The organism is Longinema margulisiae, from assembly GCF_025266855.1.
Taxonomy (GTDB): Bacteria; Spirochaetota; Brevinematia; order Brevinematales; family Thermospiraceae; genus Thermospira.
Genome location: NZ_CP053071.1, coordinates 1438626 through 1461299 on the forward strand (window position 1 = coordinate 1438626; position 22674 = coordinate 1461299).

The following is a 22674-nucleotide window of genomic DNA, read 5'->3' on the forward strand; positions in this document are numbered from 1 at the left end:
TATGAGAGAGAGAAGATATCGTTTTCTTGTTCTTGTGATGATGGTTTTGATAACGACAGGGTGGGGCAGGTCCCTCTACTACTACCAGGATTTTTCAAACCCGGCCATGGATGCTACGACCTACAATGCCGGCGGCTGGCAGTGGAATTTCCCCATGTCGAGGGATATGATGGTGTGGGAGGTGCAGGATAGTTTTGAGGCTACGGATCAGGATTTCCCCGCCACCATTCGGCGCTATCAGGGGCTTCTTGAAATCTATGGACGACCTAATAAAAGCGCCCTTGCCTGGAATAACTGGTATATTGGGGATGGAGCAAAATTCAGTCCTTCCGGGGCAGGGCTCGGGACAATCAACGCGACCCCAGAAGAACCCTTTGGGTTTACCGTGATCCGGTACACCAATAGCATGGACCCGCGTGGTGATGCAGGAGAAGCACTAGTAGGATACAATAGTGCGCCCAACCAGAAGGTCCTTGTCAATGTGTGGATCGCAAGTGATAATGGGGCCTCTACCTCCTACGACAGATGGAACGACTTTGCCTACTTCTTTGAGAAGCAGCACTGGAGTCAGACGAGTACGTACGGCTTTTTTGAAAACCGGGAGTATGTGGTGGGATTTCCCACAACAGATATTGATGGTGTTGCGGTAGGAACGGCGGCCACTATTACCACGACCTTCCAGCGCAATTATGATGATAATAACCAGAATAACCAGAATACCCTTGCCAGACATTTTGCTATTGGGGATGGGTATTTTAATCCTGTGAATCAGCCCCTTGGGATCCGTGTAACCCATGATGGAAAAAAGGTCTCCTTCTATGTGAACTACAACCCTCTCGGGACAACCCCAAACCTCAGCAATGCCTGGGTGAAGATTGGAGAAAAAGAGGTCGGTTGGAGTACCAATCTTGTGGCTTTTCTCTCCACAGAGACGGCTTTCTTCCGTGCTGGTGAAGTAGAGAGTCAGTTTGATCACTTCCTGATCCGGACGGTGGCTTCCAATCTCACGGCTCGTATTACTCCGGTGAGGGTGATGACTAACAAATCTATCCAGTTCAAGGTCACTATTCATGTGGATACCCAGCCCAATGATAGTGGGGTACAGGAACTCTACATCAAAAAGCCCGCCGGGTACGGGGCATGGAGTATAGCTTCGGTGGCAGTGACCAACTCGGTGAATGGGGTGCCTGTCAAGGGGTTCATCAACAATGGTGCCAGTGCCCCGGCAAGTGGACGTTTCCAGGTGAAAGATCTTGGCAATGGTGAACTTTATATCCGTTTCTGGGCGCAGAGTGCCACCCAGAATGATATCATTCGCCAGGATGATATTGATGTGTATTTTACCCTGACTACTCCATCTACGCCAGATGCGGTGGGTTCAAGGTTTGAGGTGTATGCTGATAGCATCAAGCATACAGACACAGCTCAGGATATCATCTTTGACGGGGTGAATGGGCTTCCCTATGCGACCACAGGGAGACAAAAGGCCAGGGAAGATTCCACTGATAGCCTTCTTGTGCGTGTGTATAGTGCCCCTGATGCCTATGCCAAGGTCGAATATACCCCCATGCCGATTATCATGGGGACGGAGGAGAGTAGTTTCACCGTGAAACTTTCCACAGAAGGGCTGACAACCATTCCTCCGATTTCGAGTGTCCGTATTTATATTCCTTCGGGATTTACGGTGTCAAACAATACGCCGACAGCAACCAATATTGTTTCCACGGTGCTTGGGGCAGCTGTCAGTGCCGCCAATATATGGACAACCAACATCAGCGGCAGCAATTTTATCTGGATTTATTATACCAATCTGGTGACCCTTGGGCTTCCTCCAGCCAATGGTTTTGACAAGATAAATTTCAAAGTGTATGGTACACCGTCGTTTACAGGGCTTCCGTATTCCAACTATCTCTGGCAGGTTGAGGTCAACAGTGCCGAAGTGGTGGGTGGGGCAACCTGGGTGAAAGCCGGTACCAACACGGTGTATTCTTCTCAGCTTGTGAGGGTAGCTTCTTCAAATGCTCAGGTAGCTGCTTCGATTAGTCCTTCTGAAGTGGCTATCAATGCATTGTATGTTTCGAATGCGGTTCGCTATACCTATACCATCAAAAACGATGGACCTTCGGGGAACAATGTTCATAGGCTTTTCATTCAACTTCCTAACACGTATTCCAATGATTCTGTATCCAACATCACGGTTTCTCCTGCTGGAACCACAGCCTACTCCAATGGGGCGATCTGGGTAACCTATAGTACTCCACTTGCTTCAGGGGCAACCTCGACCATTCAGTTCTGGGCAGCCTTTACCAACACCAATGTGGTGGGAACTTCGGAAGTGGCTGATTTTGTCCTCTATGCTGATAACAACAATTCAGCAGGATATACGCTTCAGTATGAGAATGCCCCTCTCACCTGGAAAGTTTCTATTGTTCCTCCAAGGGTGAAGGGTGAACATGCGATGTGGGTGATAAATGGTGCCCAGACCAATGCGCCAGAAGTCACCACGGACAAAGTCTCCAATCGTCTGATCCACAGGATTTATAACACTTCTCCCAAGGGAGTGGCTATCAGAAGCGTGGATATCCTCTATCCCAAGACGCTTCTGACGAATGTTTCAGTGGTATCAAGTCTCCTTGCTACCAATACCATCTTGGATGTGGTGGAGACGGCTGATCATCTGGTCCTCCATCTTGTTTATACCAACTTCTTCTCCCTGTACGATAATCCAGCCCTCTCTCGGGATGATGTCATTGTGGATGTGCTTGACAATATCGCTCTGCCAACAAACTTCCAGATACCGGTGAGGGTGTACAAGACGGAGGTGGCTTCTTCTGACTTTTATTCTTCGAATGATACGACCATAGGTATCCTGTATAATGGGTCCAATCGTCTCTATGTGGATTATCCTATGCCTGAGGTGTCCTGGGGAGTGTATCCAGGAGATATTGATTCTACCACAGAAACAAACCGCCTCACCTGGGTGATAAGCAATACCGGTCTTGCTGCCAATGAGATCTACAGGGCAAGACTTCAGATCCCGACCATCGTTAGCACCAATATTCTCAATACTCTCATGACAAATGCCGCTGGAACGGTACTCGGAGCAGTGGTCTATGATTCTCTGACAGGGACACTTCAGGCCAACTTCTCCTCTCCATTGGCTGGGGGTGAAACGGCGTATGTGCATTTTGATATGGTAGATATTGTGGACAACATGGATCTTCTCAACCAGCTTCTCACCTGTCGGGTGACCAATGCTCGTGGATGGTTTGTGGTAACCAATGAAGTCAGTGGCTATTATCGAACCCTGAACTTCAGATTGCCCAAGCCTTCTGGTGGTGGATGGGTCACACCAAACGTGTTCTTTGTCAATACCAATGGACCGGCGGTTATCACCCAGCAGTTTGTGGTCTTTGTGACCAATACAGGTGGACAGAATGATAGGTTCAATAGTGTAGAGATCAAGATTCCGACGCCGTTAACCAATACCATTGTGGTAGCCTCGAGTAGTTTGCTTGGTTTTGCTTCAACCAATAGTAGTTTCTTTACCATCACTCCTTCAAATGTGATCATTACCTATCCAGCAGGAAGCCACGAATTCAAGTCGGGAATGGGGGACTTCATCACCCTTGTGGCCCGTATTTCCAACCGCCTGACGTTGCCTGCGACGGGGACATGGCAACTTCTCGCCAATAACGGCTTCATCGACTATGGGTTTACCCCGCCGAAGTCTTACTTTGAGATTACCAATGTGGGAACAGAAGCCCAGCGAAGAACGTATGGAACGGCTATGTTAGTTGCTTCTCTTGATATCACCAATGTTGCGAGAACATCAACCAATGGGCAGTTCCGTTTCTCCATTACCAATGGTATAACTGGTGGTCTTGGTGTAAAATGGATACGGATAGAGATTCCTTCTCTCTATGTGGTGCTGACGAATACCATTTCTGTGGATGGGTTCAGCCCGACCAAGACTATCTCCAACGGAGCGATCTGGTTAGACTTTTCGGCTTCTGAGCTTCCTCCTGCTGGCGCCTTTACTGTGGATTTCTTGTGGAAGAAGGGGATACAAACAACACTGACCAACCAGTACTGGAAGGTCTCAGCTTACTATTCCAGCAACCTCGTAGACTTTGCGATGTGTACCTATGGGGCACAGGATCAACAGCTTGTGAATGTGCCGCTTCAGTTCTATGCCAAGGTATCTCCTAACAAGGTTAACAAAGACCTTGCGTATGAACAGTACACGGTGACGATTACCAACGTGAGTGAAGAGGGGAATAATATCACCCTTCTCAGGATTGTACCACCGACCACCAATGCGAATTTGAAAGAGATTTTGACTAATGTTGTCAGTGTGAACTCCTCTCGTATTGGAGCCAATGCAATCTACTCCAATGATGGGGCTATTTACGTTGATTACCTTGCCCAGGGAACCTCTATCAAACGAGGAGAAGTGGATACCATTACCTTCACAGCCTATGATAGGGAAAGCACAGCCTACTTTAGTGGGGCTCGTGCTCTTAGCTGGCAGGTTCTGGCCGCCAATGCTTCCTGGGATCTGCCCACCAATGCTGGACAAGCCAACCTTGCTCTCTGGACCAATGATCTTTCGCTTGAGTTTGTGGTTCCACCCTACAAGACGGTGTATGCTATAACCCCGACCAATCTCAATACGGTGGATATCACCAATACAATCCAGTTTGCTCTTCAGAATACCAGTGAGAGTGACCAGGATGTGATTGATAGGCTGCGTATCACCATCCCATGGCCATTCAGGACCAATATGATCTCTTTTAGTAGTGGCAAGGCCTCTGGCTACAGTGTCTTTGAACAGAATGGAACCAACTATCTTGAAGTGGTGTATCCAGCAGGCAGGATGGCACCTGGATCGAATGATATTGTCACCGTGAAGTGGAGAGATGATTTTGAGTACGGGGAAACCAATACTTCCTTTGACGTAAGTGTTCGTTATACAACCTCTGGATCCACCTTTGTGGCAGCGCTTCCTCAGATTGGGGCAACAAGTAATGTGGTATTCAGAATGCCTGTACCTCAGGCAGTAGCTACGATGCCTATCAATGAGATATATACCACCCTTCGAGAGGGAACGGTGCGGTTTGTGCTTACCAACCGGGGATATGGACAGAATACCATTTCGAGGATACTTCTTGTGGTGCCAGATGGGTTTACCAATGCCCTCGCCGATACCAGTATTCGTATGACCCTTCCGGCAACGGTTCAGGCAACCAATACGAATTTTGTGGCACCCAATACCTATACCATTCTTCTGGATGGGCTTCTCACCAATCAGGTGATGAGGATTGAGCTGGATGTGACCAATACGATTACCGATGCGCTCTATAATGTGCCGTGGGTGTTCACCCTCGACAATGGCTTCCAGACCACCAATATCACCGTCATGGCCAATGTGCTTGATCCAGGTTCTGGAGAACTCTTGGAGCGTACGGTGGCCTCGGATAGAAAATCCCACACCATCACTCTCAAGGTGTATCACAATACTCCCGGAGTGCTTCCATTGAATCGGGTGAAGGTTGAACCCAATGGATTCTTCTACACCAATATCACGAGTGTGATAAGTAGTGCAGGAAGTATCTCCAATCTCACACCTTCGAACTTCTGGGTGGTGTATACCACACCACTGGCCAAAGGTTCCGTGGATACGATCACCATGACACTTCAGGATATGACCAATCAGCTTTTCACCAATGGACTGGTGTGGAATGTGTACGGCGACAACGGGACAGGACCAGGCCTTCTCAGGGAAAAGTCTGCTGATGCCCTCAAGCAGGCTACTACTATCTCTCGTCCTGAAACGACCAATATCTGGTGGACAACATGGTATACCATTCCTGGCAATGATCGAATTGCAGATTTCAAGCTCACCATTTCCAACAGGTCTGCGGATGAGGTGGTGGTGATCTCCAATGTCTTGACCATTCCTGCTGAACTCACCAATATGACTCCGGCTGGTGTAACAGCCACCCATCCACTTGCCACGGTTTCTCGTCCCAATGCTCAGACCATTGTGGTCCAGTATGCCGCTCCTTACCTTGCCCCTGGTGAGACAAACACCCTCTTCTTCCAGTTCACCAATAGTGTGGGTGTCTCGAGGCTTTCTGATACCACACTCAAAGCATACAATCTGGGATCCCTTGTGGCTGAGGAAACCAGGCAGATTGATTTTACCTCCCCACCACAGCCGACCGAGGGGTATGTGAAGAACAAACAGGTGATTTACAGTATCGATAACTATGCGGTGGTGACCTATGTGGTGAAGAATGGCCTGTATGATAGGGATATCAAAGAGGTGATCATTGCGTCGAGTAATACTGCTCTTCTGGTGACCAATGTGAGGTCAAAGACCCTCAATAGGGCTCTTGCCTATACCACCAATGCTACCAATATCATTGTGAACTATGAGGCCGATGGCATTCTCCATAGCACCTCTGATGAGATCCAACTTGAACTGGTGTATGTCAACAACGACAACTGGACGAACTATATGCCAGCGAAGGTGCGCTACGAGGGATCCATTGAGTTTGAGGATGCCATTGTGCCAAGTGGTGAGCAAAATATTCTTCCTGTTCTTGTGGCTGATTTTGGCCGTGTGAAAGGGGTGGTACTCCCTGGATTTGCTAACCCCACTATCAAACTCTACAAGGTAGGCACCTCCCAGGTAGAGACCAACAAGTTTGGAGAACTCTTGGTAGCAGGGGCAGATGGAACTGGTTCTTACACGGTGGATTATGTGATGCCCGGTACCTATGATGTGGGTCTCATGGGAAGAGACTATCGAGAGCTCCGTGTGCCTGGAGTCGTGGTAGTGGCTAACGTGGTAACGAACATTGGTACGAACAAGATGGAGCGAGACATTTTGAGTCCTGATGCGACAGGTGAACAGACGGTGGTGTGTCTTGACGACCTTGAGACAGCGATTTCCTTCCCGGCTGGTACCATCGGAGAGAACTTCAGGCTTGATATCTGGATCACCAATATGACCACTGAGCAGCAAGAGGCTACCGAGAAGAAGCCCATTCAGGCGCCTCTTGATAAGCTAAATGCCAAGGCATGGATATTTGTCATCCGCAATGCGAAGGGAGAGGAACAGCCTGAACAGTGGCTGAAAAACGATGCGACAATCAAGATAGCCTATGATCCAGCGTATATTGCCGCTCAGGGCTGGAGTGAGGACAAACTCTCGATCTACTACTGGCGGGCTACCACCAAGCAGTGGGTGAAGTTGGGTGGCAAGGTTGATCCAAATAACCATACGGTAAGTGTGAAGGTAAGCTATCTCCACAAGTACTACACGGTGATGGCTGATACGGCGGAGAAGGTAAAAGAAGGCTTCATCAGTGTACGAACAGATCCGAAGGTATTCACCCCACGGCGTGGTGGTCGAGAGGTGCAGAACATGAAACTCTCCATTGTGTTTGAGAAACCAGTGGAGAAATATGTGGTGCGCATCTATGATCTCAAGGGCAATTTGGTGTACAGGGTAGAACGCAGTGGTGAGTATGGCAATGGTGAAGTCTTCTGGGATGGGAGAGACCTGTCTGGCTACGATGTGCCTGGTGGCGTGTATGTGTACAAGATTGAGGCTGGTGGGCAGGTGTACAGTGGAACCATTGTGATCGCAAGATAAAAAAAGAGCCTCCCTTTCGGGGAGGCTCTTTTGTTTTTTATAGCAGAGAAGCGCTATCACCTTGTTTCAGCAAAAAGCGAATACGTGTGCAGGGTGTTCTTTGGATAAAAAAGACAAATAAACCCTTGTAAACAGAAAAAGCGGGGTTTCAGGGGCATAGCCCCTGACCCAGAAAGGTCAAGAAAGCACCCGTGCAAGGGTCTCGAATAGGCAATTCTTTCCCTTTCTTCACATTTCTTCCCTGATGACCTCGAGGAGTATCTCTATGCCTGCCTCAAGATGGTCTGGAGGGGTGAGGAGGCTTATGACTACATGACCTTCCTTTTCGAAGTCAAAGAAATATCCAGGATAGATTTTCACCCCTCGTGTACCCATTCGCTGCACAAGTTTTTCCTCCGGGAGAAGACGGGGTATCTCAATCACGGCACTCCATCCCCCATGAATGGTTTGCAGACGACACGAGGTATTTGATAAGAGCGAATCAAGAAGGGAGAGATTTTGCGACAGTCGTTTTATCACAAGTGAGTTAAGTTCTGGTTTGAGTTCCCACCAGTGGGGAAGGGCAAGCTGAATGGGGATAGAAGGAGAGAGATAGGTATCTCCGATGAGTTCCATGGCCTTTTGAAGGGCTGGCATCTCCTTTTTGGGGGCGTGGAAAAGCGTCCAGGCGAGTTTCATCTGGGGGAGAAGAAGAGACTTGGACAGTCCCCCAAGCACAAAAAGAGGACCATCAACAAGTCCCCACCAGCTTTTGGGGACATTGAGAGGTCGATGGATCCAGTAGTCTGAAAAGACTTCGTCAACGATAATCGCAAAATCATGTTCTTTGGCTAACTCATTGAGGAGGGCTATTTCGTTTTCTGTGGCCCCTGTACCTGTAGGATTGTTGGGGTGAACGTACACAAGCGCCTTTGTGTGGGGAGAGAGCGATTTCTTGAGAAAATCCACATCTATCTCATAGCCTTTTCCGTGGAGGTATTCAAGGCGATAGGGGACAACGCGAACGTTCTCAAGTTTTGCTAAATACTCAAAGAGAGGATAACTTGGCACAGGGACAAGCACCTCATCACCCGGATCGCAGAGAAGCTTGAAAAGAAAGCTGTACGCCTCGCTGGTACTACTGGTGAGGAGAATATTCTCTGGGCAAAGGGAGGAAAGGGAGAGTGTCTCCGCTAAAAATTTGCGGGTGCTCTTAAGTCCTAAGGGTGAGGGATCGTAGAGGAGGGCCTCGTGCTTCGAGAGAGCGGAGAGGAGAGTCTTTTCGTAGTCGCGGAGGTCAAAGGCCACGGTGGGATTGGAGATAGTCAGATCATAGAGGATGTGAGAAGAAGAAAGTGTTTCTGCCCAGCTGTTTTCCTCTACATCCCAGGAAAGCCTTGTGGAGAGTCTCATAGGGCAATACGCTGGGAGAAGACCTCCCGTTTGAAGTCAATATCCTTACTCCAGTTTTCGAAATAGGTGAGGCCAAAAACCACCGGGGCTATGGCGTAGAGTTCCTTCCAGATGAGGGTGAGGAGTTCTCGAATCTCCCACTGGGCATGGGGGCTTACGCGCATGTCAATGATGTGAAGCCATTCACGGAAATTGGCTGTCATACTCAGGGTGGTGTGGGTGGCATTGGGGAGAAGAAAACGGGCGTCCTCTCTCTTGATGCCAAGGGACACCAGTTTCTCATAGGCCTCTTGCAGGCTTTTCATGGTGTTTTCATAGACTTCAAGAGCCTTCGGGTTTTTCTCTATTTCAGGGGGGGTTACATACAGAAAACCCTTTTCTTCTACATAGCGCTGTGACTGCTGGGAGAAGCTAGCGAGTCTATGGCGGACCAGTTGGTGGCTACAGGCACGGCTGATTCCTTCGATAAAAAACGTGGCTGAGGCATGTTCAAAGACGGAGAGATGCCCATTTTTGAGAAGCCCGGGGAGAAACTTCTCGTGTGAGGTAGGGCTCATTTTTTCCTGGGAGAGATAACACACCCGGGCGCTATATTCGATGAGTTTCTCCGGGTCCGGTGTATACTGCAAAAGAGTGATGGTCATGGCAAACCTCACGTAAATAGGATAGTATAAGTATAAGAGAAAAAAAATTTTTTTTCCTTAATTTGAGGAAAAAAGTTGAAAAAATGGAAAAATGAAGGTAATAATGTTTTGAAGAAAAACAATAGTGAGGAGGTTTGCCATGCAAACAAAAAAATGGTTGGGTTTTGTTGGTGTTGTGATGATGATCATGGTTGGGTGTACGACCACTCCGAAGGAAAAGGAAGAAGTCAAGAATTATCCTTTTTTAGGGACGGAGTGGCAACTTGTTTCTTATGAGATGGTTAATGGGATGTCACTTACTCTTTCACCGGATGATTTTTTTACTTTTACATTTTCAGAGACAGAAATGATCATAAGAACATATGAGGATAAAGTCTTGATTTCGGAGTATACGACCAATTTGGTTGAGTTGACTTCTACGACCTTTTCAATCCCTGATAGTGAATATGATGATGAAAATGACATTAATTATATTGGTGTGAGTAAAATATGGTACACCGTTTCTGGCGATACGATGAAGTACACAAATTGGGTGTTTACTGGGACAAACGAAAATGATCCGAATGATGTAACCAATATGTGTTTTATTGGAAGTGGAGCAGCCTTTGCTTCACAAACATTTAAAGCACGCAATTAAGAGAAAGATTAGACCCCGCCTTTGGGCGGGGTTTTTTATTTGATGGGTTTTTCCTTCTGGGTGGAGAGAAGGTATTTGTACACCATTTCACCCAGTCCCAGTCCCCCGCTATGGGAGATTTTCCGAGCATACTCCTGATAGAGCATGTCCTCAAAGATGTCCTGGCGAAGCCCTCCATTGAGGTAGTCGTTTTTGGGAACAGTACGGCGCATGGACTTGAAGAGTTCGTTGACAAAGAGGGATTCAAATTCAGCGGCAACCTCTCGCATCCTTTTTTCATCAGCCTGCAGGGCTTTGCTTTTGAGATTTTTGAGGTCGGCAAGTTCTCTTTCGGCATTTACCTGAAATACCCGTTCGCTTCCCGAGAGTGTCATGTGAGCCTCCTTATTGAGGTTATCGGAAAAAAGAGAGAAAACTCAAGGGGAGGGGATTTGTTTGAAAGGGTGGGCTGATGGGCTGATATCCCTCGAGATGGAATTAAAGTCTATTGCCGGGGCGTGTAGTGAGAAGGGAGAGGGAAGGCAGAAGGGCAATCCCCACCGCCAGGTAGAGAAAAAGCATATCCGGCCTGGTGGCGATTTCAAGCGAAATACCCGGGAGGGAAAGGGGAAGCTTTTTGACAAAATACCCAAAGGAGAAAGTAGCAAAAGAGAAGGCTATCCACACGAAAAGCATATATTTTGCCGCGACTGTGAAAAGAAGAAATAGCCGGCTCTCTCCCAAAATCCTCAGGAGATGATAATACGACTGTCGTCTCAGACCGGAGAGAAAGGCGGCCAGTCCGATAGCCACCCCGCAGAGCCCCCAGATGATACCCTGCAAAAGCCGGAAGAGAAGCTTGAGGTTTTTCTTGAGAGACACAATCTCCTGCGAAAGTCCGCTTTCTGAGTTGACCACAAGACCCCATTTCTGGATTTCCTTGGTGATGGGGAGAACGTGTTCATGAGTTTCCACTTCTACAAGGACATAGCTGTACTCAGCGTTCGTATAGCCAAAGAGGCGGTTATAATGGCTTACCACAGCAAGGGGGAGAATGAGGGCGATCTCTCCCACCTTTCGGCTAAAACCAGCGAGTTCCCCGTCAACGACAACCGGGGTTCCTGTGGTTTTCAGGCTTGACTTTCCAAAGACAAGCCGGAGATTTTGACCCTTGGCAAAGTCTTCAGTAATGGTGGGGAGCTGGTTTGGCTTAGCGAGGGTCTGATTGTACATATCAAGGAGAAGGGAAGGAAGAAGCCCTATCACTTTTTCGCCTTCTTTCCAGTTTCTCCAGCGAGAGCGGTACGAGGAAGGAATCTCGCTCTGGATAAACTCCCAGGGGACCCCTATAGCCACCACATCACTCTGGTAGCCAAGACCGAAGAGGGAAATCTGAACCTGCATAGGAACCTGGGAGGAGAGGAAGGGGTAGATCCGTTTTATTCCCTTGAGACGACGGATTCTTGTGATGGTCCTGTCGTCAATGAAACTTCCCTCAGGACGTTTGATCTGAAGCCCGAACAAAGAGAGGGTTTTCACAGGTTTTGGGGTGATACGTATGGTCTTTGGGGGGAGATTGGCCTCAAATCGGTTCTGGAGATAGGAGAGGGTGGTTTGTTCTATGCTGACAAAGGCAAGGCTAAACCAGATGGCAAATACCAGAACAATCAGAAACAGAAAATGAAACCATGGCTCTGCTCCCAGTTCTTTCAGGAAGAGAATAAGCTTTTTCATGCCTCGTGGAGCCTCCCTTCTTTCAGGTGATAGGTTTTCTCGCAGTATTTGGTGAGTTTTTTTCTATGGTGAACGAGAATCATGGCGAATGGCTCCTCTTTTCGTAGAGAGAGGAGTAGCTCCATCATTTCCTCTGAGGTGTTTTCGTCGAGGTTGGCAAAAGGCTCATCGGCAAGGATGAGGGAGGGTTGAAGAACAAGAGCTCTGGCAAGGGCAAGCCTTTGTTTCTGTCCCCCGGAGAGAAGCCCTGCTTTATGACGGCGGTGGCTTTCAAGTCCCACCCGTTCTAACAGCCATTCTGCCCGTTTGAGGTCTTTTCTGTGGTACCATCCCTTGATGCGCAGGGGGAGAAGAAGGTTTTCCCATACACTTTCGTTTTCTATCAGACGAAAGTCCTGGAAGATAAACCCTATATGCCGGTTTCTGAGGAAGGCCGGATAGATATCAAAGAAGTAGTGGAGTCTTTTTCCATGCCAGAAGACACGTCCTTTTTCAGGGCGTATGAGACCAGCGATGAGAGAGAGAAGGGTGGTTTTCCCGCTCCCGGAGTTTCCCATGAGTCCAATCCATTCGCCGGGATGGACCTCAAGGGAAATATCCCGCAGGATTTCTACCCGTTTTCCAGAGATACGGAAGGATTTGGTCACATGGGAGAGGGCAAGAAGGGTGTCCTGTTTTTTCATCATTTCTCCTCTTTGAGACTTACAATAATGGTATGGAGTTCGGTGAGTTCATCAATACTGTACTTGATACCCTCTCGTCCGATACCAGAGCGTTTGTTTCCTCCAAAGGGGAAGTGTCCTACCCCATGGGCCGGGATAGAGTTGATGGTGATACTTCCGTCGTGAAGTTTCTCAGCCACCCTGAAGGCCCTGTCAATATCCTGGGTGAACACACAACTGTCAAGCCCATATTCAGACTCGTTGGCAAGTTCGATAGCCTCTTTTTCGTTTTTGACCCGGATAACGGGGAGGATGGGCCCAAAAATCTCCTCCCAGGCAAGTCGGCACTCCGTGTTTATCTCGAGGATATGGGGGGGATAAAAAAGCCCTGTTCGTTTCTTCTCTACAAGGAAATGAGCCCCATGGCTCTTGGCGTCCTCAAGAAGAGCGTCCAATCGTTTTGCGGCCCCTTCATTGATAACGGTACCCATGGGCGACCGAGGATCCATGGGATCTCCACAGAAGTAGTGTTGGCTCTCTTCTCTCAGTGCCTCCAAGAGGGTATCAGCGACCTTTTCTTCCACAAGGACACGGCTCACCGCATCGCAGCGCTGTCCTGAGTTACGGAAAGCCCCTTTGCAGAGAAGAGCGGCGGTTGTCCTGATGTCCGCATCTTTGAAAACAAGGGCGGCCGCCTTTCCCCCCAGTTCAAGGTGGAGACGTTTCATTCCTGCTAACCGGGCAATATGTTCTCCCACGGCGGTAGAACCGGTGAAACTGATAGCCCGGACAAGCGAGTGGGTTACCAGCGTATCCCCGATCTCTTTTCCACTCCCGGTAATCACGTGGATACTCCCTGCGGGAATGCCAGCCTTTTCTAAAATCCTGACGAACAGGATAAGGGAGAGGGGGGTATCACTGGCTGGTTTGACCACGACAGTATTTCCCGCTAAGAGGGCCGGAATAATTTTGGCAGCCCCAATAAAGAGGGGATAATTGAAGGGGGCGATAGCCGCTACCACCCCAAGGGGGCGGCGTTTGACAATGGCAAATTTTCCTCTGGTATCTTTGACCCATTCTCCGGGGAGGTATTCCCCATAGAGGACTCTCACCTCTTCAAGAACAAGATGAAGCCGTTCAATGGTGGCATCTACCTCAGAGAGGGCGATGGAGATGGGCTTTCCTGACTCAAGCACAATGGTTTTGGCCATCTCCTCCTGGTAGTTTTTGAGGATGTCTGAGGCACGGAGCATGATCTCTATTCTCTCCAAGGGGTCAAAGACTAACGTTTGAAAGAAACGATACGCGGCAGTGATGGCGTTTTCTACGTCTTGTTGATTGGCAAGCGGTACACGGGCGATAACCTCCCCTGTGGCCGGGTTAATGACGTCCTGATACTCACCGGAGGAGAGACATTTCCAGCATCCATCGATGAGAAGATGAAAATGAGGGATATCATTTTGCTTCTGGCTTACCTCGTTCCAGAGAGAAAGCATAGCTACCTCCCTTTGGCCTCTTTTTCTATAATTTTGAGGATCCTTTCTTCTGGTTTTTGCTGCCACCTGTCGCGAAGTTTCTGAAGAGCCATTCGCTTCTCGTCAAGGGAAGAAAGAAACTCCTGTACCTGAGGGAGAAGATCCTGGAGTCTCGGTTCCTCGAGGATATCGGCACATCCTTCTTTCACAAGGGCAAGGGCGTTTTTCTTCTGGTGGTCGTCGGGGGATTTGTAGATGGGGATAAAAAGGGCAGGGCAAGCGGCGGAAATGACCTCAGCTACCGTGGTAGCCCCACTTCTCGCAATTATCCCATCACAGGCCCCCCAGAAGGCGTCCATTCGTTCAATGAAGGGGAACACCCTCACGTGTGGGTAGGTTTTGGTTATCTCTTCAAGTCTTCCGTCCTGTTCCATCACGGTGTAGGTGTTTTTGCCCGTACTCCAGAGAAGGGCTATTTCCTTCTCTTTGAGAAAGGGAAGAAGAGACCATAATGCTTCATTGAGTTTATAGGCTCCCTGACTTCCGCCTATTACCCCCAAGCAGAGGCCTTTTTCTGGAAGGGAAAAGAATGCTCTTGCCTCTTGGCGCGGGAGAGGAGTGGCAAAAATGGTGGGATTGCCTGTGAAAAGAGCCTTGTGAGGGGGAATCTTTTCTGTCTCTGGAAATGAGGTGAAGATTTTTTTGGCAAAGCGGGCAAAGAGACGATTGGTTATCCCGGCGACGGTATTTTGTTCAAGAATATAGAGAGGGATTCCTAAAAAAAGAGCAGAGAGAGCCACCGGATTGGAGATATATCCTCCGGTAATGATAACCACATCGGGGTGAAACCTGTGTACTTTTTTGATGGTGATAAAAAAAGCCCACAGGATTTTGGCTATCCAGAGGGGGGTTTTGTAGGAGAGTTTTCTGGAGATCGAACCTATGGGAACGACGTATCTCTCTTCAGGAGCAATGCGGGAGGTGATGGCAAAACGATCGTCCTGAGGGCCAAGGAAGTAAGCCACCTCATGCCCTTGCGATTTTGCCTTCTCATAAAGGGCAATGCCTGGAACAAGATGCCCACCTGTTTTGCCCCCGCTGATGACAATGCGCACGAAACCCTCTCCTTTTTCTGTTTGTTGAGGTTATGGTAAGGAAAAGAGAAGAAAAAAGCAAAAAAAATTTTCCAAAACACTTGACAGATGAGAAAAAAATGTGTATACTATAGGTGTATTAGTTAAATAGAACACTAAAACGGAGGCACATATGAGAGAGAAGATGAAGATCTCTTCCTACAGGTGGCCATGGATCCTTTCAGCGCTTGTGGTCGTGTTTCTTTTGGGATTTTCCTGTAGCCATCTTTTCTCCCAGAATATCACCTATCAGAACAAGAATGAGACAGTGGAAAATACACCCAATCTTCCCAATGTGCTTGCCCTTCAGGATGTGCTTCGAAATATTGCCAAAAGTGTGATGCCTGCTGTGGTGAGTATCACCGTAGAGGGAGAGCAGGTGATTCCCAATCCCTATGCCGAGTTTTTTAACGATCCCTTTTTCCGTCGGTTTTTTGGGGAGCAGCCAAGGGAGTTCCGACGGAAGCTTCAGGGGGCTGGGTCTGGTTTTATTGTAAGCAAGGATGGATACATCTTCAGTAATTATCATGTGGTGAAAGATGCTACCAAGATTGTGGTGGTGCTTTCTGATAATCGGCAGTTTGAGGCCAAGGTGGTGGGGTATGATGAGGAGCTTGATTTTGCTATCCTCAAAATCAATGCAAAGAATTTGCCGGTAGTGGCTATTGGCGATTCTGATACCGTTCAGGTGGGAGATTTTGCCATTGCCATTGGCAATCCCTTTGGATTGTCTGGCACCTACACCCTTGGTATTGTGAGTGCTGTTGGTCGTCAGGGAATGACGGGATTTCAGCGGTTTATTCAGACAGATACCGCGGTGAACCCTGGAAATTCTGGTGGGCCTCTCATCAATATTCGTGGCCAGGTGATCGGGATCAATACGGCTATTCGTTCTCAAACAGGGGCCTACGAGGGTATCAGTTTTGCCATTCCTATCAATACGGCAATAGCCTCGGCGAGTCAAATTCTCACCAAAGGTTCTGTGGAAAGAGGCTATATGGGTGTGGTGCTTGGGGAGATGGATGATACTACAAAGAGGCTTTTGAAGATCGAAAATGGAGTGCTTATCGCCCGGGTAGAGGCCGGCACACCGGCAGACAGAGCTGGTCTCAGGCCCCGTGATATTATCCTCAAGGTGAATGGGAAAACCGTTTCTTCTCCTGATGAGGTACAGCTTATGGTAGGAAGTCAGATGCCCGGTTCTACCATTACCCTTGAGATTCTTCGAGATGGCAAAAAGGAGACGGTTCGTGTAACTTTGGCTAAAAGGCCAACTACCGCTTCTATGCAGACCTCTCCTTCAGAGGAGCCGGCTGCTTCAGGAAATGTCGAGTTTTTGGGCGGGACTTTTGTTGAGGCTTCGAAATCCCAGTTAGACGCCAATGGAGCAGAGTATGGGGTTATCCTCCAGGATATGAAGAATGACAGTCCCCTTGCCCAGATTATGAACCCTGGGGATGTGGTGATGGCTATTAACCATCAGCCCATCAAAAACCTTGCCGATCTTCGTGAGTTTGTGAAAAAATATGGCAAGGAGAATACCTACTTGTTCGTGATAGCTTCGCGAGGCTATGTGTATTATCGTGGGATAGAGAGATAAACCCCCTACCCTTTCTATAAAACCTCCTTACACGTCCCCGGGCTACGCCCGGGGCGTGCCCTCCTTCCTCCCCCCTGGTTCACCTCCGCCAGGGGGTTGTATAAAAAAAGAAGGGCCATCCCTCTCTGAGGATGGCCTTTTTTTTTTCTTGCGAATTTCCTCTTTTTGAGACCTTTTTCCTGAACGAAAAGCGGGAAGGTTCGCAGGGTTACAGGTTTTGCGAGGCTTCGTAGGCTTCTTTGTACTGGGGATTCTTTTCGAGAAATTCCTGTATCTTCTGGTAATGGTCAAAACTATACTGGTTATAGATGTCTTCGCTTATGCCAAGACTCTGGAAAAATTCCTCTCGCTTGTTTTGAAGATAAAGGTAGGCTTCTTCATCGGAGATGTTTTCGTTGGTGTTGGTATTTTCGGCAAGCCATTTCTTCTGTTCATAGTTGAGAAGAATGGTAACCTCCCAGAACACTTGTGGAGAATTGAGAACTATCTTGTCCCCTGGTCGAATCTTGATGAAATCAGGTATCTGGACGGATGCGGTAGGGTTAGCTTCTCCATTCTCTTCTTGAACCTCTTTTTTCTTGGGGGCACAACCTACTAAAAGGGATGCAATGACAACCCAAAACACATACTTTTTCATATATTGCCTCCTTCTTTCCTTAGTATATCATACTTTTGGAGAAAATGCAAATTGAAACGGGGATGGGAGGGCATCACGAGGAACCTTGTTTGACATTCTGAGAAGTTTTTCTTATAATGAATTGCCAAGGCTAAGGGAAGAACGGTGAAAGTCCGTCGCGGTCCCGCCGCTGTAACCGGGGACGAAATCCCATGGATGCCACTGGGAAACTGGGAAGGCCGGGAGAGTAGGTTGATCCGGGAGCCAGAAGACCTGCCTCGTGAGGCACTTTTTCTCCGGAAGAGGGAAAGGGTGCGTCTTGTATGCTTTTCTGGTGAAAGGTGAAAGAGACGAGAGGTTTGTGAAAGAGAATTCTTCCGCGGCTTTTGGGCTACGGAAGGGCTATGTTTTTCTCCAAGTTTTTGGGGGAGAAAGGCATGCTTTTTTCTTTTTGAGAGAAAACACAAGAGATGGAGGAAAGGATATGCGAAAATGGATCCTTCTTGGTTTGTTGATGGTGGTCTATGGGTATGGACTTCGGATTGTCACGCTGGGACCAAGGCTTACCGAACAGGTGTTTGAACTCGGACATGGGCAGGATATTGTGGGAAATACCATTTATTGTACCAGGCCCTCGGCCGCTCAGAAGATTCAGAAGGTAGGCAATGTGATTGAAATCAACGTGGAGGCTATTGCCTCTCTTAAACCAGATCTTATTTTAGGAACGGATTTGAATGATCCCAAACGTATAGAGAGACTGAGGCAGCTTGGTTTCAAGGTGGTGATTTTTACCCAGCCTGCGAATTTTGAAGGGATCTGTCGGGAGTATGTGGAAATAGGGAGACTCCTTGGAAAAGAAAAGGAGGCTACTCACAGGGTGGAGGTTCTCAAAAAAGAGGTGGAGAAGATAGCAGCTCAGACAGCCAAGGGACCCCGTCGGCGGGTATTTTTTCAGATTGGGATCAATCCTCTGTGGACTTTACCTGATCAGTCCTTTATGCAGGATTATCTCAAGTATGCGAATGCGATCAATATTGCCACCAATGTAGGATATGGTCAGATAAGCCTTGAACAGGTGGTAGCCTCTGATCCAGAGGTGATTCTCATCGCTCTCATGGATAGTGAGGCAAAAGAGGCTATGGCTGTGTGGAAAAACTATCCTTCTCTCAGTGCGGTAAAACGGGGGCATGTGCATCTCATTGATACCACCATGGCAACCAGCCCGACACCGGCAACCTTTGTGGCTATTTTGAAACAGATTGTCTCGATGACTAAGTAATATGGATGTGTCCTGGAAACGTTCTCTCTGGGTTTTTGTGTTGACGATGGCTATTCTGATAACAGGGAGTGTCCTCTCTTTAGGGTGGGGGCCAAGCGCGATCTCACCCCGGGAAGTGGTGACAATTCTTGTAGGGAGGGGGGAGGGGCTTTCCCGTGATATCGTGTGGAAAATCAGGTTTCCCCGCTGGATATTGGGGCTTGCCGTGGGAGGGGCTCTCTCTGTGGCTGGAGGGATTTTGCAGTCTCTCTTTGCCAATCCCCTTGTTGAACCCTATACGCTTGGCATATCGGGCGGAGCCACCCTTGGGGTATGTCTTGGGCTTGTTTTTGGAAAAATGATAGGGTATCAGGGTGGGCTTTTCTGGTGGAGTTTGGCAGGTGGGCTTGGTTTTATGGGTATTTTGTATGGACTCAGCAGGAGGCGTATCTTTTCAGGCTCCACCATTCTTTTGTCTGATATGCTTCTCTTTGGGCTTATGCTCTCGTTTCTTTCTTCCGGGCTTGTGATGCTTTTTTTGGCGTTGGCGAGAGCGGCGGATCTCCATCACATAGTCTTCTGGACCATGGGTTCTCTTGAACAAGGGGGGATGGTCAATCCTGCCTTTGTCTGGCTTGTGGTGGCCGGGGGAGTGGGGATAGTATGGCTTTTTTCTCGGGAGATGGATGCCTTTCTTTTAGGAGAAGAAGAGGCCTTGTTTTTAGGTGTGCCTGTCCACAGGATGAAAAAGCTTTTCTTTCTTGTGGCGGTAGTGCTCACAGCTATGAGTATTGCCAGTGCCGGGCTGATTGGCTTTGTGGGACTCCTTGTGCCAAATGTGTATAAACGCCTCTTGCCTTTGAAACATAGACTCCTTGTGCCGTTGTTTTTTTTAGGTGGAGGAGGATTTCTGGCACTCTGTGATTTTCTTGCTCGGGTGGTGATTGCTCCTCTGGAACTTCCTGTAGGGGTGATTACAGGCATTTTAGGGGGGCTTCTTTTCCTGTGGATGCTTTTTCAGGAGAAAAGGGGATGAGTCTTTTGGTGGTGGAGAGGCTTTCTGCAGGTTATGGGAAGAGGACTGTTTTGCATGAGATTTCTTTTGAGGTAAGGGAGAAGGAGATCTTTGGAATTATTGGACCAAATGGGAGTGGGAAATCTACCTTGATGCGGACATTAGCCGGGGCGATGGGATACAGGGGAGAGATTTTCTATCGGGGGGAGAAACTCTCTACGTTTTCTCGACGCAGGATGGCAAAAACCATGGCTGTGGTGAGTCAATCCCCTTCCAGGCCAGCGATGGACGTTTTTTCGTATTTGTCGATGGGGCGTTATCCCTATCATGAGGTGTGGGAGTTTGGGATTTCTGTGGAGGAAAAAAGGCATATTCTCAGACGGGCCGAGGAGTTTGGGATAGAGGGCTTCCTTGGGAGAAGGCTTTCGGAACTCAGCGGTGGAGAGTTTCAGATGGTGCAGATTGTGCGTGCTCTTATTCAGGAGCCGGAAATTCTTCTCATGGATGAACCCACGGCTCATTTAGATATCCGTCATCAGGTGCGGATTTTGGACTGGCTTGAAACTATCAAGGAGAAATTGACGGTTATCATTGTGTTGCATGATATCAATTTAGCCGGGTTGTACTGTGATCGGGTGATGATGCTGTGTGAGGGATGGGTAGAGGTGGTGGATGTGCCGGAGGTAGCACTTACCTATGAGAGGATTGAACGGGTCTTTGGAGTGCCTGTGGTGGTGTATCCTTCTCCTGTGGACAGAAGACCCCATGCGTATTTAGTGCCCGGACGTCTTTTGAAGGGGTAACGTATGGGCAAAATTGTTCTTGTCACAGGAGGGAGAAGATCAGGGAAGAGTCAGTTTGCGGAGAGGTATGCCTTGCGTTTGTCGGAAAATCCTCTCTATCTTGCGTCGGGCGTGGCGGTGGATGAGGAGTTTTTGAAACGGATTGAATATCATAAACAACAACGGGGTAAACGATTCAAGACGATAGAGGAACCGCTTGAGGTAAAAAAAGTGATAGTCTCTCTGGAACCATCACAGGTTATTCTCTGGGAGTGTCTTACCATGTGGCTTTCGAATCGTTTCCATGCGAAGGGGTGGGACTTTTCAGAGGAGGATGAGAGAGAGGGTGAAGAGGAATTACACGCTCTTGTGTCGTGTGTGCATACAAAGCATCACACGCTTGTGGTGGTAACGAATGAGATAGGACTCGGGGTAGTGCCGGCGGATCCTCTCTCCAGGCGGTATAGTGATGTACTTGGAAGGTACAATCAGTATGTGGCTTCTGTGGCTGAGGAGGTGTATTTTCTCGTGAGTGGGATTGCCTGGAGGTTGAAGTGAAGGCTTTTCTGGCGGCACTTTCTCTTTTGACCATCCTTCCCTTGAGGGTGAAAGAGATACCACCGGTGGGGAGGTTGGTGGTGTTTTTCCCGCTTGTGGGGGCTTTGTATGGAGGGCTTGTGGTGGGGTGGGTGGTTCTTGGCGATCTTGTGAAACTTTCCTCCATGGTCATAGTGTGGGGGATGATGGCTCTACCCCTCTTTGTGAATGGTTTTCTCCATTTTGACGGCTGGTGTGATACCTGGGATGGGTTTTTGGCTCTCGCTTCTCGACAGAAGCGTCTTGAGATCATGAAGGATAGTCGGGTTGGGGTATTTGGTCTTTCTTTGGGGATACTTCTTCTTCTTCTTCGGTATAGTGTTTATCCTCTCGTTCTCTCCCATCTCCTTGGGATAGGATTTTCGTGGGTGCTTTCCCGGTCGGCCATGGTATGGATAGCCTACAGGGCGTCCTATCCACGGGAAAAGGGAACGGCGGCGTTTCTCGTAGGACAGGTGCCGTCGTGGGCTTTTTGGGGAGTGGGGCTTCAGGTGCTTCTGATAGCCCTTGGTTTCACATGGGGATTGAGGAGTGTCAGGCCCTTGTTTTCTCTCGTGGTTTCTTTTTTGGGAACGTGGGGGATGCGAAGGCTTTCCTACAGGAAAATTGGAGGGATTACGGGGGATGTGATAGGGGCAACAGCGGAGTTAGTGGAGATTCTCTCCCTTTGTGTATGGATGGACTGGGTATGAAAACCGTGGAAAGGCTTTTGCCGGGAAGAAGGATGGGGACGACGTCGTATATTTTCCCTGTGGGAGAAACAGCAAGGGAGAGTTATGAAAGGAATATAGAGCTTTTAGCTCCTCATATCAGGATTATTCAGCTTCTTCTTTTGGGGCGTGACTATTTGGAGATATGGCAGGAAGAGGCCTGGGTGAGTTCTTTGGACAGGATGAGGCAGGAATATGGGCTTGATTTTGTGGTGCATCTGCCTCTAGATTTTCATCTCTGGCCTGAGATGAATGAGAGGCATGTGAGCGAACTAGAAAAACTTCTTGGGTGTCTTCAGTCCCTTCAGCCTTTGGGGTATGTTCTTCATTTAGAAAAGAGTGATGGACGGAAGGCGGAGAAATATACTCCTTGCCTGCGAGACAAAGAAGCCTTTGGGAGACTTATGAAGAAGCTCGCTTCGCTTGGAGAGTATCCCCTTCTTTTTGAGAATACGCATTATGATTTGACCTTTTTTGCGGAGGAGATAGCCTCTTCTCCTTTTGGGGTGTGTTTTGATGTTGGCCACTGGTGGCTTTTAGGAAAAGATGAGAGAATATTTGTGGAAAGTTTTGGGAAGAAAATACGGCTCTTTCATCTTCATGGGGTGAAGGGAGAGAAGGATCATCAATCGCTTGCCGTGATGGATGAAACAAGGCTCCAGGGGGTATTTTCTCTGGTAGGGGCTACACCAGCCATTATCGAAGTATTCTCTCTTGCGGATCTTGTTTCTTCTTTGCTTATTCTGAAAAGTATGGAAGAGGAGGCATAGA

The 22674-nt window shown here is 48.4% G+C and carries 17 protein-coding genes and 1 riboswitch; of the genes, 9 read left to right on the plus strand and 8 right to left on the minus strand.

What is annotated here, in order from left to right; all coding sequences use genetic code 11:
* The first annotated feature begins 1 nt into the window (after window position 1).
* On the plus strand, window positions 2-7669 hold the full coding sequence (locus tag BREVNS_RS06415) for a FlgD immunoglobulin-like domain containing protein (protein ID WP_483426194.1): 7668 nt from the start codon (window positions 2-4) through the stop codon (window positions 7667-7669).
* Window positions 7670-7897: 228 nt separating this feature from the next.
* Here the strand turns inward: BREVNS_RS06415 and BREVNS_RS06420 are convergent, their stop codons facing one another.
* Window positions 7898-9061, minus strand: a complete 1164-nt coding sequence (locus BREVNS_RS06420; RefSeq protein ID WP_483426195.1) for a pyridoxal phosphate-dependent aminotransferase — start codon at window positions 9059-9061, stop codon at window positions 7898-7900.
* Window positions 9058-9705: an FAD-dependent thymidylate synthase gene (gene thyX / locus BREVNS_RS06425; RefSeq protein ID WP_483426196.1), complete on the minus strand. Its 648-nt coding sequence runs from the start codon at window positions 9703-9705 to the stop codon at window positions 9058-9060. Before thyX ends, BREVNS_RS06420 begins: the two co-directional genes overlap by 4 nt.
* A gap of 139 nt (window positions 9706-9844) precedes the next feature.
* On the opposite strand from thyX, the gene BREVNS_RS06430 reads away from it, so the two are divergent.
* Window positions 9845-10342 carry a hypothetical protein gene (locus tag BREVNS_RS06430; RefSeq protein WP_483426197.1) on the plus strand — a complete coding sequence of 166 codons (498 nt, stop codon included), beginning with the start codon at window positions 9845-9847 and terminating at the stop codon, window positions 10340-10342.
* A gap of 35 nt (window positions 10343-10377) precedes the next feature.
* Here BREVNS_RS06430 and BREVNS_RS06435 read toward each other — a convergent pair whose 3' ends face one another.
* From BREVNS_RS06435 to BREVNS_RS06455, 5 genes are all read right to left on the minus strand, one after another.
* Entirely contained in the window at window positions 10378-10716 is a 339-nt protein-coding gene (locus tag BREVNS_RS06435; protein ID WP_483426198.1) for a rod-binding protein, read from the minus strand.
* A 103-nt stretch (window positions 10717-10819) separates the two neighbouring features.
* Entirely contained in the window at window positions 10820-12055 is a 1236-nt protein-coding gene (locus tag BREVNS_RS06440) for a hypothetical protein (protein ID WP_483426199.1), read from the minus strand.
* Window positions 12052-12738, minus strand: a complete 687-nt coding sequence (locus BREVNS_RS06445) for an ABC transporter ATP-binding protein (RefSeq protein ID WP_483426200.1) — start codon at window positions 12736-12738, stop codon at window positions 12052-12054. Before BREVNS_RS06445 ends, BREVNS_RS06440 begins: the two co-directional genes overlap by 4 nt.
* Window positions 12738-14213 carry an aldehyde dehydrogenase family protein gene (locus BREVNS_RS06450; RefSeq protein ID WP_483426201.1) on the minus strand — a complete coding sequence of 492 codons (1476 nt, stop codon included), beginning with the start codon at window positions 14211-14213 and terminating at the stop codon, window positions 12738-12740. Before BREVNS_RS06450 ends, BREVNS_RS06445 begins: the two co-directional genes overlap by 1 nt.
* 2 nt (window positions 14214-14215) lie before the next feature.
* Complete coding sequence (locus tag BREVNS_RS06455; protein WP_483426202.1) at window positions 14216-15307, minus strand: UDP-N-acetylglucosamine--N-acetylmuramyl-(pentapeptide) pyrophosphoryl-undecaprenol N-acetylglucosamine transferase; 1092 nt, start codon at window positions 15305-15307, stop codon at window positions 14216-14218.
* Between the two features lie 151 nt (window positions 15308-15458).
* Between BREVNS_RS06455 and BREVNS_RS06460 the strand changes: the two genes are divergently transcribed.
* A complete protein-coding gene (locus BREVNS_RS06460) occupies window positions 15459-16925 on the plus strand; it encodes a Do family serine endopeptidase (RefSeq protein ID WP_483426203.1) in 1467 nt (488 codons plus the stop codon).
* 208 nt (window positions 16926-17133) lie between these two features.
* On the opposite strand, the gene BREVNS_RS06465 is transcribed toward BREVNS_RS06460, so the two are convergent.
* A complete protein-coding gene (locus BREVNS_RS06465; RefSeq protein WP_483426204.1) occupies window positions 17134-17562 on the minus strand; it encodes a hypothetical protein in 429 nt (142 codons plus the stop codon).
* 85 nt (window positions 17563-17647) lie between these two features.
* Window positions 17648-17836, plus strand: a riboswitch (cobalamin riboswitch).
* A 189-nt stretch (window positions 17837-18025) separates the two neighbouring features.
* On the opposite strand from BREVNS_RS06465, the gene BREVNS_RS06470 reads away from it, so the two are divergent.
* Genes BREVNS_RS06470 through cbiR form a run of 6 tightly spaced genes read left to right on the plus strand, consistent with a single transcriptional unit; the run spans window position 18026 to window position 22673 of the window.
* Complete coding sequence (locus tag BREVNS_RS06470; protein WP_483426205.1) at window positions 18026-18820, plus strand: ABC transporter substrate-binding protein; 795 nt, start codon at window positions 18026-18028, stop codon at window positions 18818-18820.
* Between the two features lie 7 nt (window positions 18821-18827).
* Window positions 18828-19835, plus strand: coding sequence for a FecCD family ABC transporter permease (locus BREVNS_RS06475; protein ID WP_483426206.1), 1008 nt, complete (start codon window positions 18828-18830; stop codon window positions 19833-19835).
* Entirely contained in the window at window positions 19832-20617 is a 786-nt protein-coding gene (locus tag BREVNS_RS06480) for an ABC transporter ATP-binding protein (protein ID WP_483426207.1), read from the plus strand. Before BREVNS_RS06475 ends, BREVNS_RS06480 begins: the two co-directional genes overlap by 4 nt.
* Before the next feature lie 3 nt (window positions 20618-20620).
* On the plus strand, window positions 20621-21154 hold the full coding sequence (cobU, locus tag BREVNS_RS06485; protein ID WP_483426208.1) for a bifunctional adenosylcobinamide kinase/adenosylcobinamide-phosphate guanylyltransferase: 534 nt from the start codon (window positions 20621-20623) through the stop codon (window positions 21152-21154).
* Window positions 21151-21885 (plus strand): adenosylcobinamide-GDP ribazoletransferase, encoded by a 735-nt coding sequence (cobS, locus tag BREVNS_RS06490; RefSeq protein WP_483426209.1) that lies wholly within the window; start codon window positions 21151-21153, stop codon window positions 21883-21885. Before cobU ends, cobS begins: the two co-directional genes overlap by 4 nt.
* A complete protein-coding gene (gene cbiR, locus BREVNS_RS06495) occupies window positions 21882-22673 on the plus strand; it encodes a cobamide remodeling phosphodiesterase CbiR (protein WP_483426210.1) in 792 nt (263 codons plus the stop codon). The genes cobS and cbiR overlap by 4 nt, the downstream gene beginning before the upstream one ends.
* Window position 22674: the final 1 nt, after the last annotated feature.

Excerpts from the sequence above, each read along its gene's own strand:
- BREVNS_RS06445 (WP_483426200.1), bottom strand. The coding sequence starts at position 12,738 with ATGAAAAAACAGGACACCCTTCTTGCCCTCTCCCATGTGACCAAATCC.
- thyX (WP_483426196.1), bottom strand. The coding sequence starts at position 9,705 with ATGACCATCACTCTTTTGCAGTATACACCGGACCCGGAGAAACTCATC.
- BREVNS_RS06420 (WP_483426195.1), bottom strand. The coding sequence starts at position 9,061 with ATGAGACTCTCCACAAGGCTTTCCTGGGATGTAGAGGAAAACAGCTGG.
- BREVNS_RS06465 (WP_483426204.1), bottom strand. The coding sequence starts at position 17,562 with ATGAAAAAGTATGTGTTTTGGGTTGTCATTGCATCCCTTTTAGTAGGT.
- BREVNS_RS06415 (WP_483426194.1), top strand. The coding sequence starts at position 2 with ATGAGAGAGAGAAGATATCGTTTTCTTGTTCTTGTGATGATGGTTTTG.
- BREVNS_RS06430 (WP_483426197.1), top strand. The coding sequence starts at position 9,845 with ATGCAAACAAAAAAATGGTTGGGTTTTGTTGGTGTTGTGATGATGATC.
- BREVNS_RS06480 (WP_483426207.1), top strand. The coding sequence starts at position 19,832 with ATGAGTCTTTTGGTGGTGGAGAGGCTTTCTGCAGGTTATGGGAAGAGG.
- BREVNS_RS06450 (WP_483426201.1), bottom strand. The coding sequence starts at position 14,213 with ATGCTTTCTCTCTGGAACGAGGTAAGCCAGAAGCAAAATGATATCCCT.
- BREVNS_RS06435 (WP_483426198.1), bottom strand. The coding sequence starts at position 10,716 with ATGACACTCTCGGGAAGCGAACGGGTATTTCAGGTAAATGCCGAAAGA.
- BREVNS_RS06470 (WP_483426205.1), top strand. The coding sequence starts at position 18,026 with ATGCGAAAATGGATCCTTCTTGGTTTGTTGATGGTGGTCTATGGGTAT.
- cobU (WP_483426208.1), top strand. The coding sequence starts at position 20,621 with ATGGGCAAAATTGTTCTTGTCACAGGAGGGAGAAGATCAGGGAAGAGT.
- BREVNS_RS06440 (WP_483426199.1), bottom strand. The coding sequence starts at position 12,055 with ATGAAAAAGCTTATTCTCTTCCTGAAAGAACTGGGAGCAGAGCCATGG.
- BREVNS_RS06460 (WP_483426203.1), top strand. The coding sequence starts at position 15,459 with ATGAGAGAGAAGATGAAGATCTCTTCCTACAGGTGGCCATGGATCCTT.
- cbiR (WP_483426210.1), top strand. The coding sequence starts at position 21,882 with ATGAAAACCGTGGAAAGGCTTTTGCCGGGAAGAAGGATGGGGACGACG.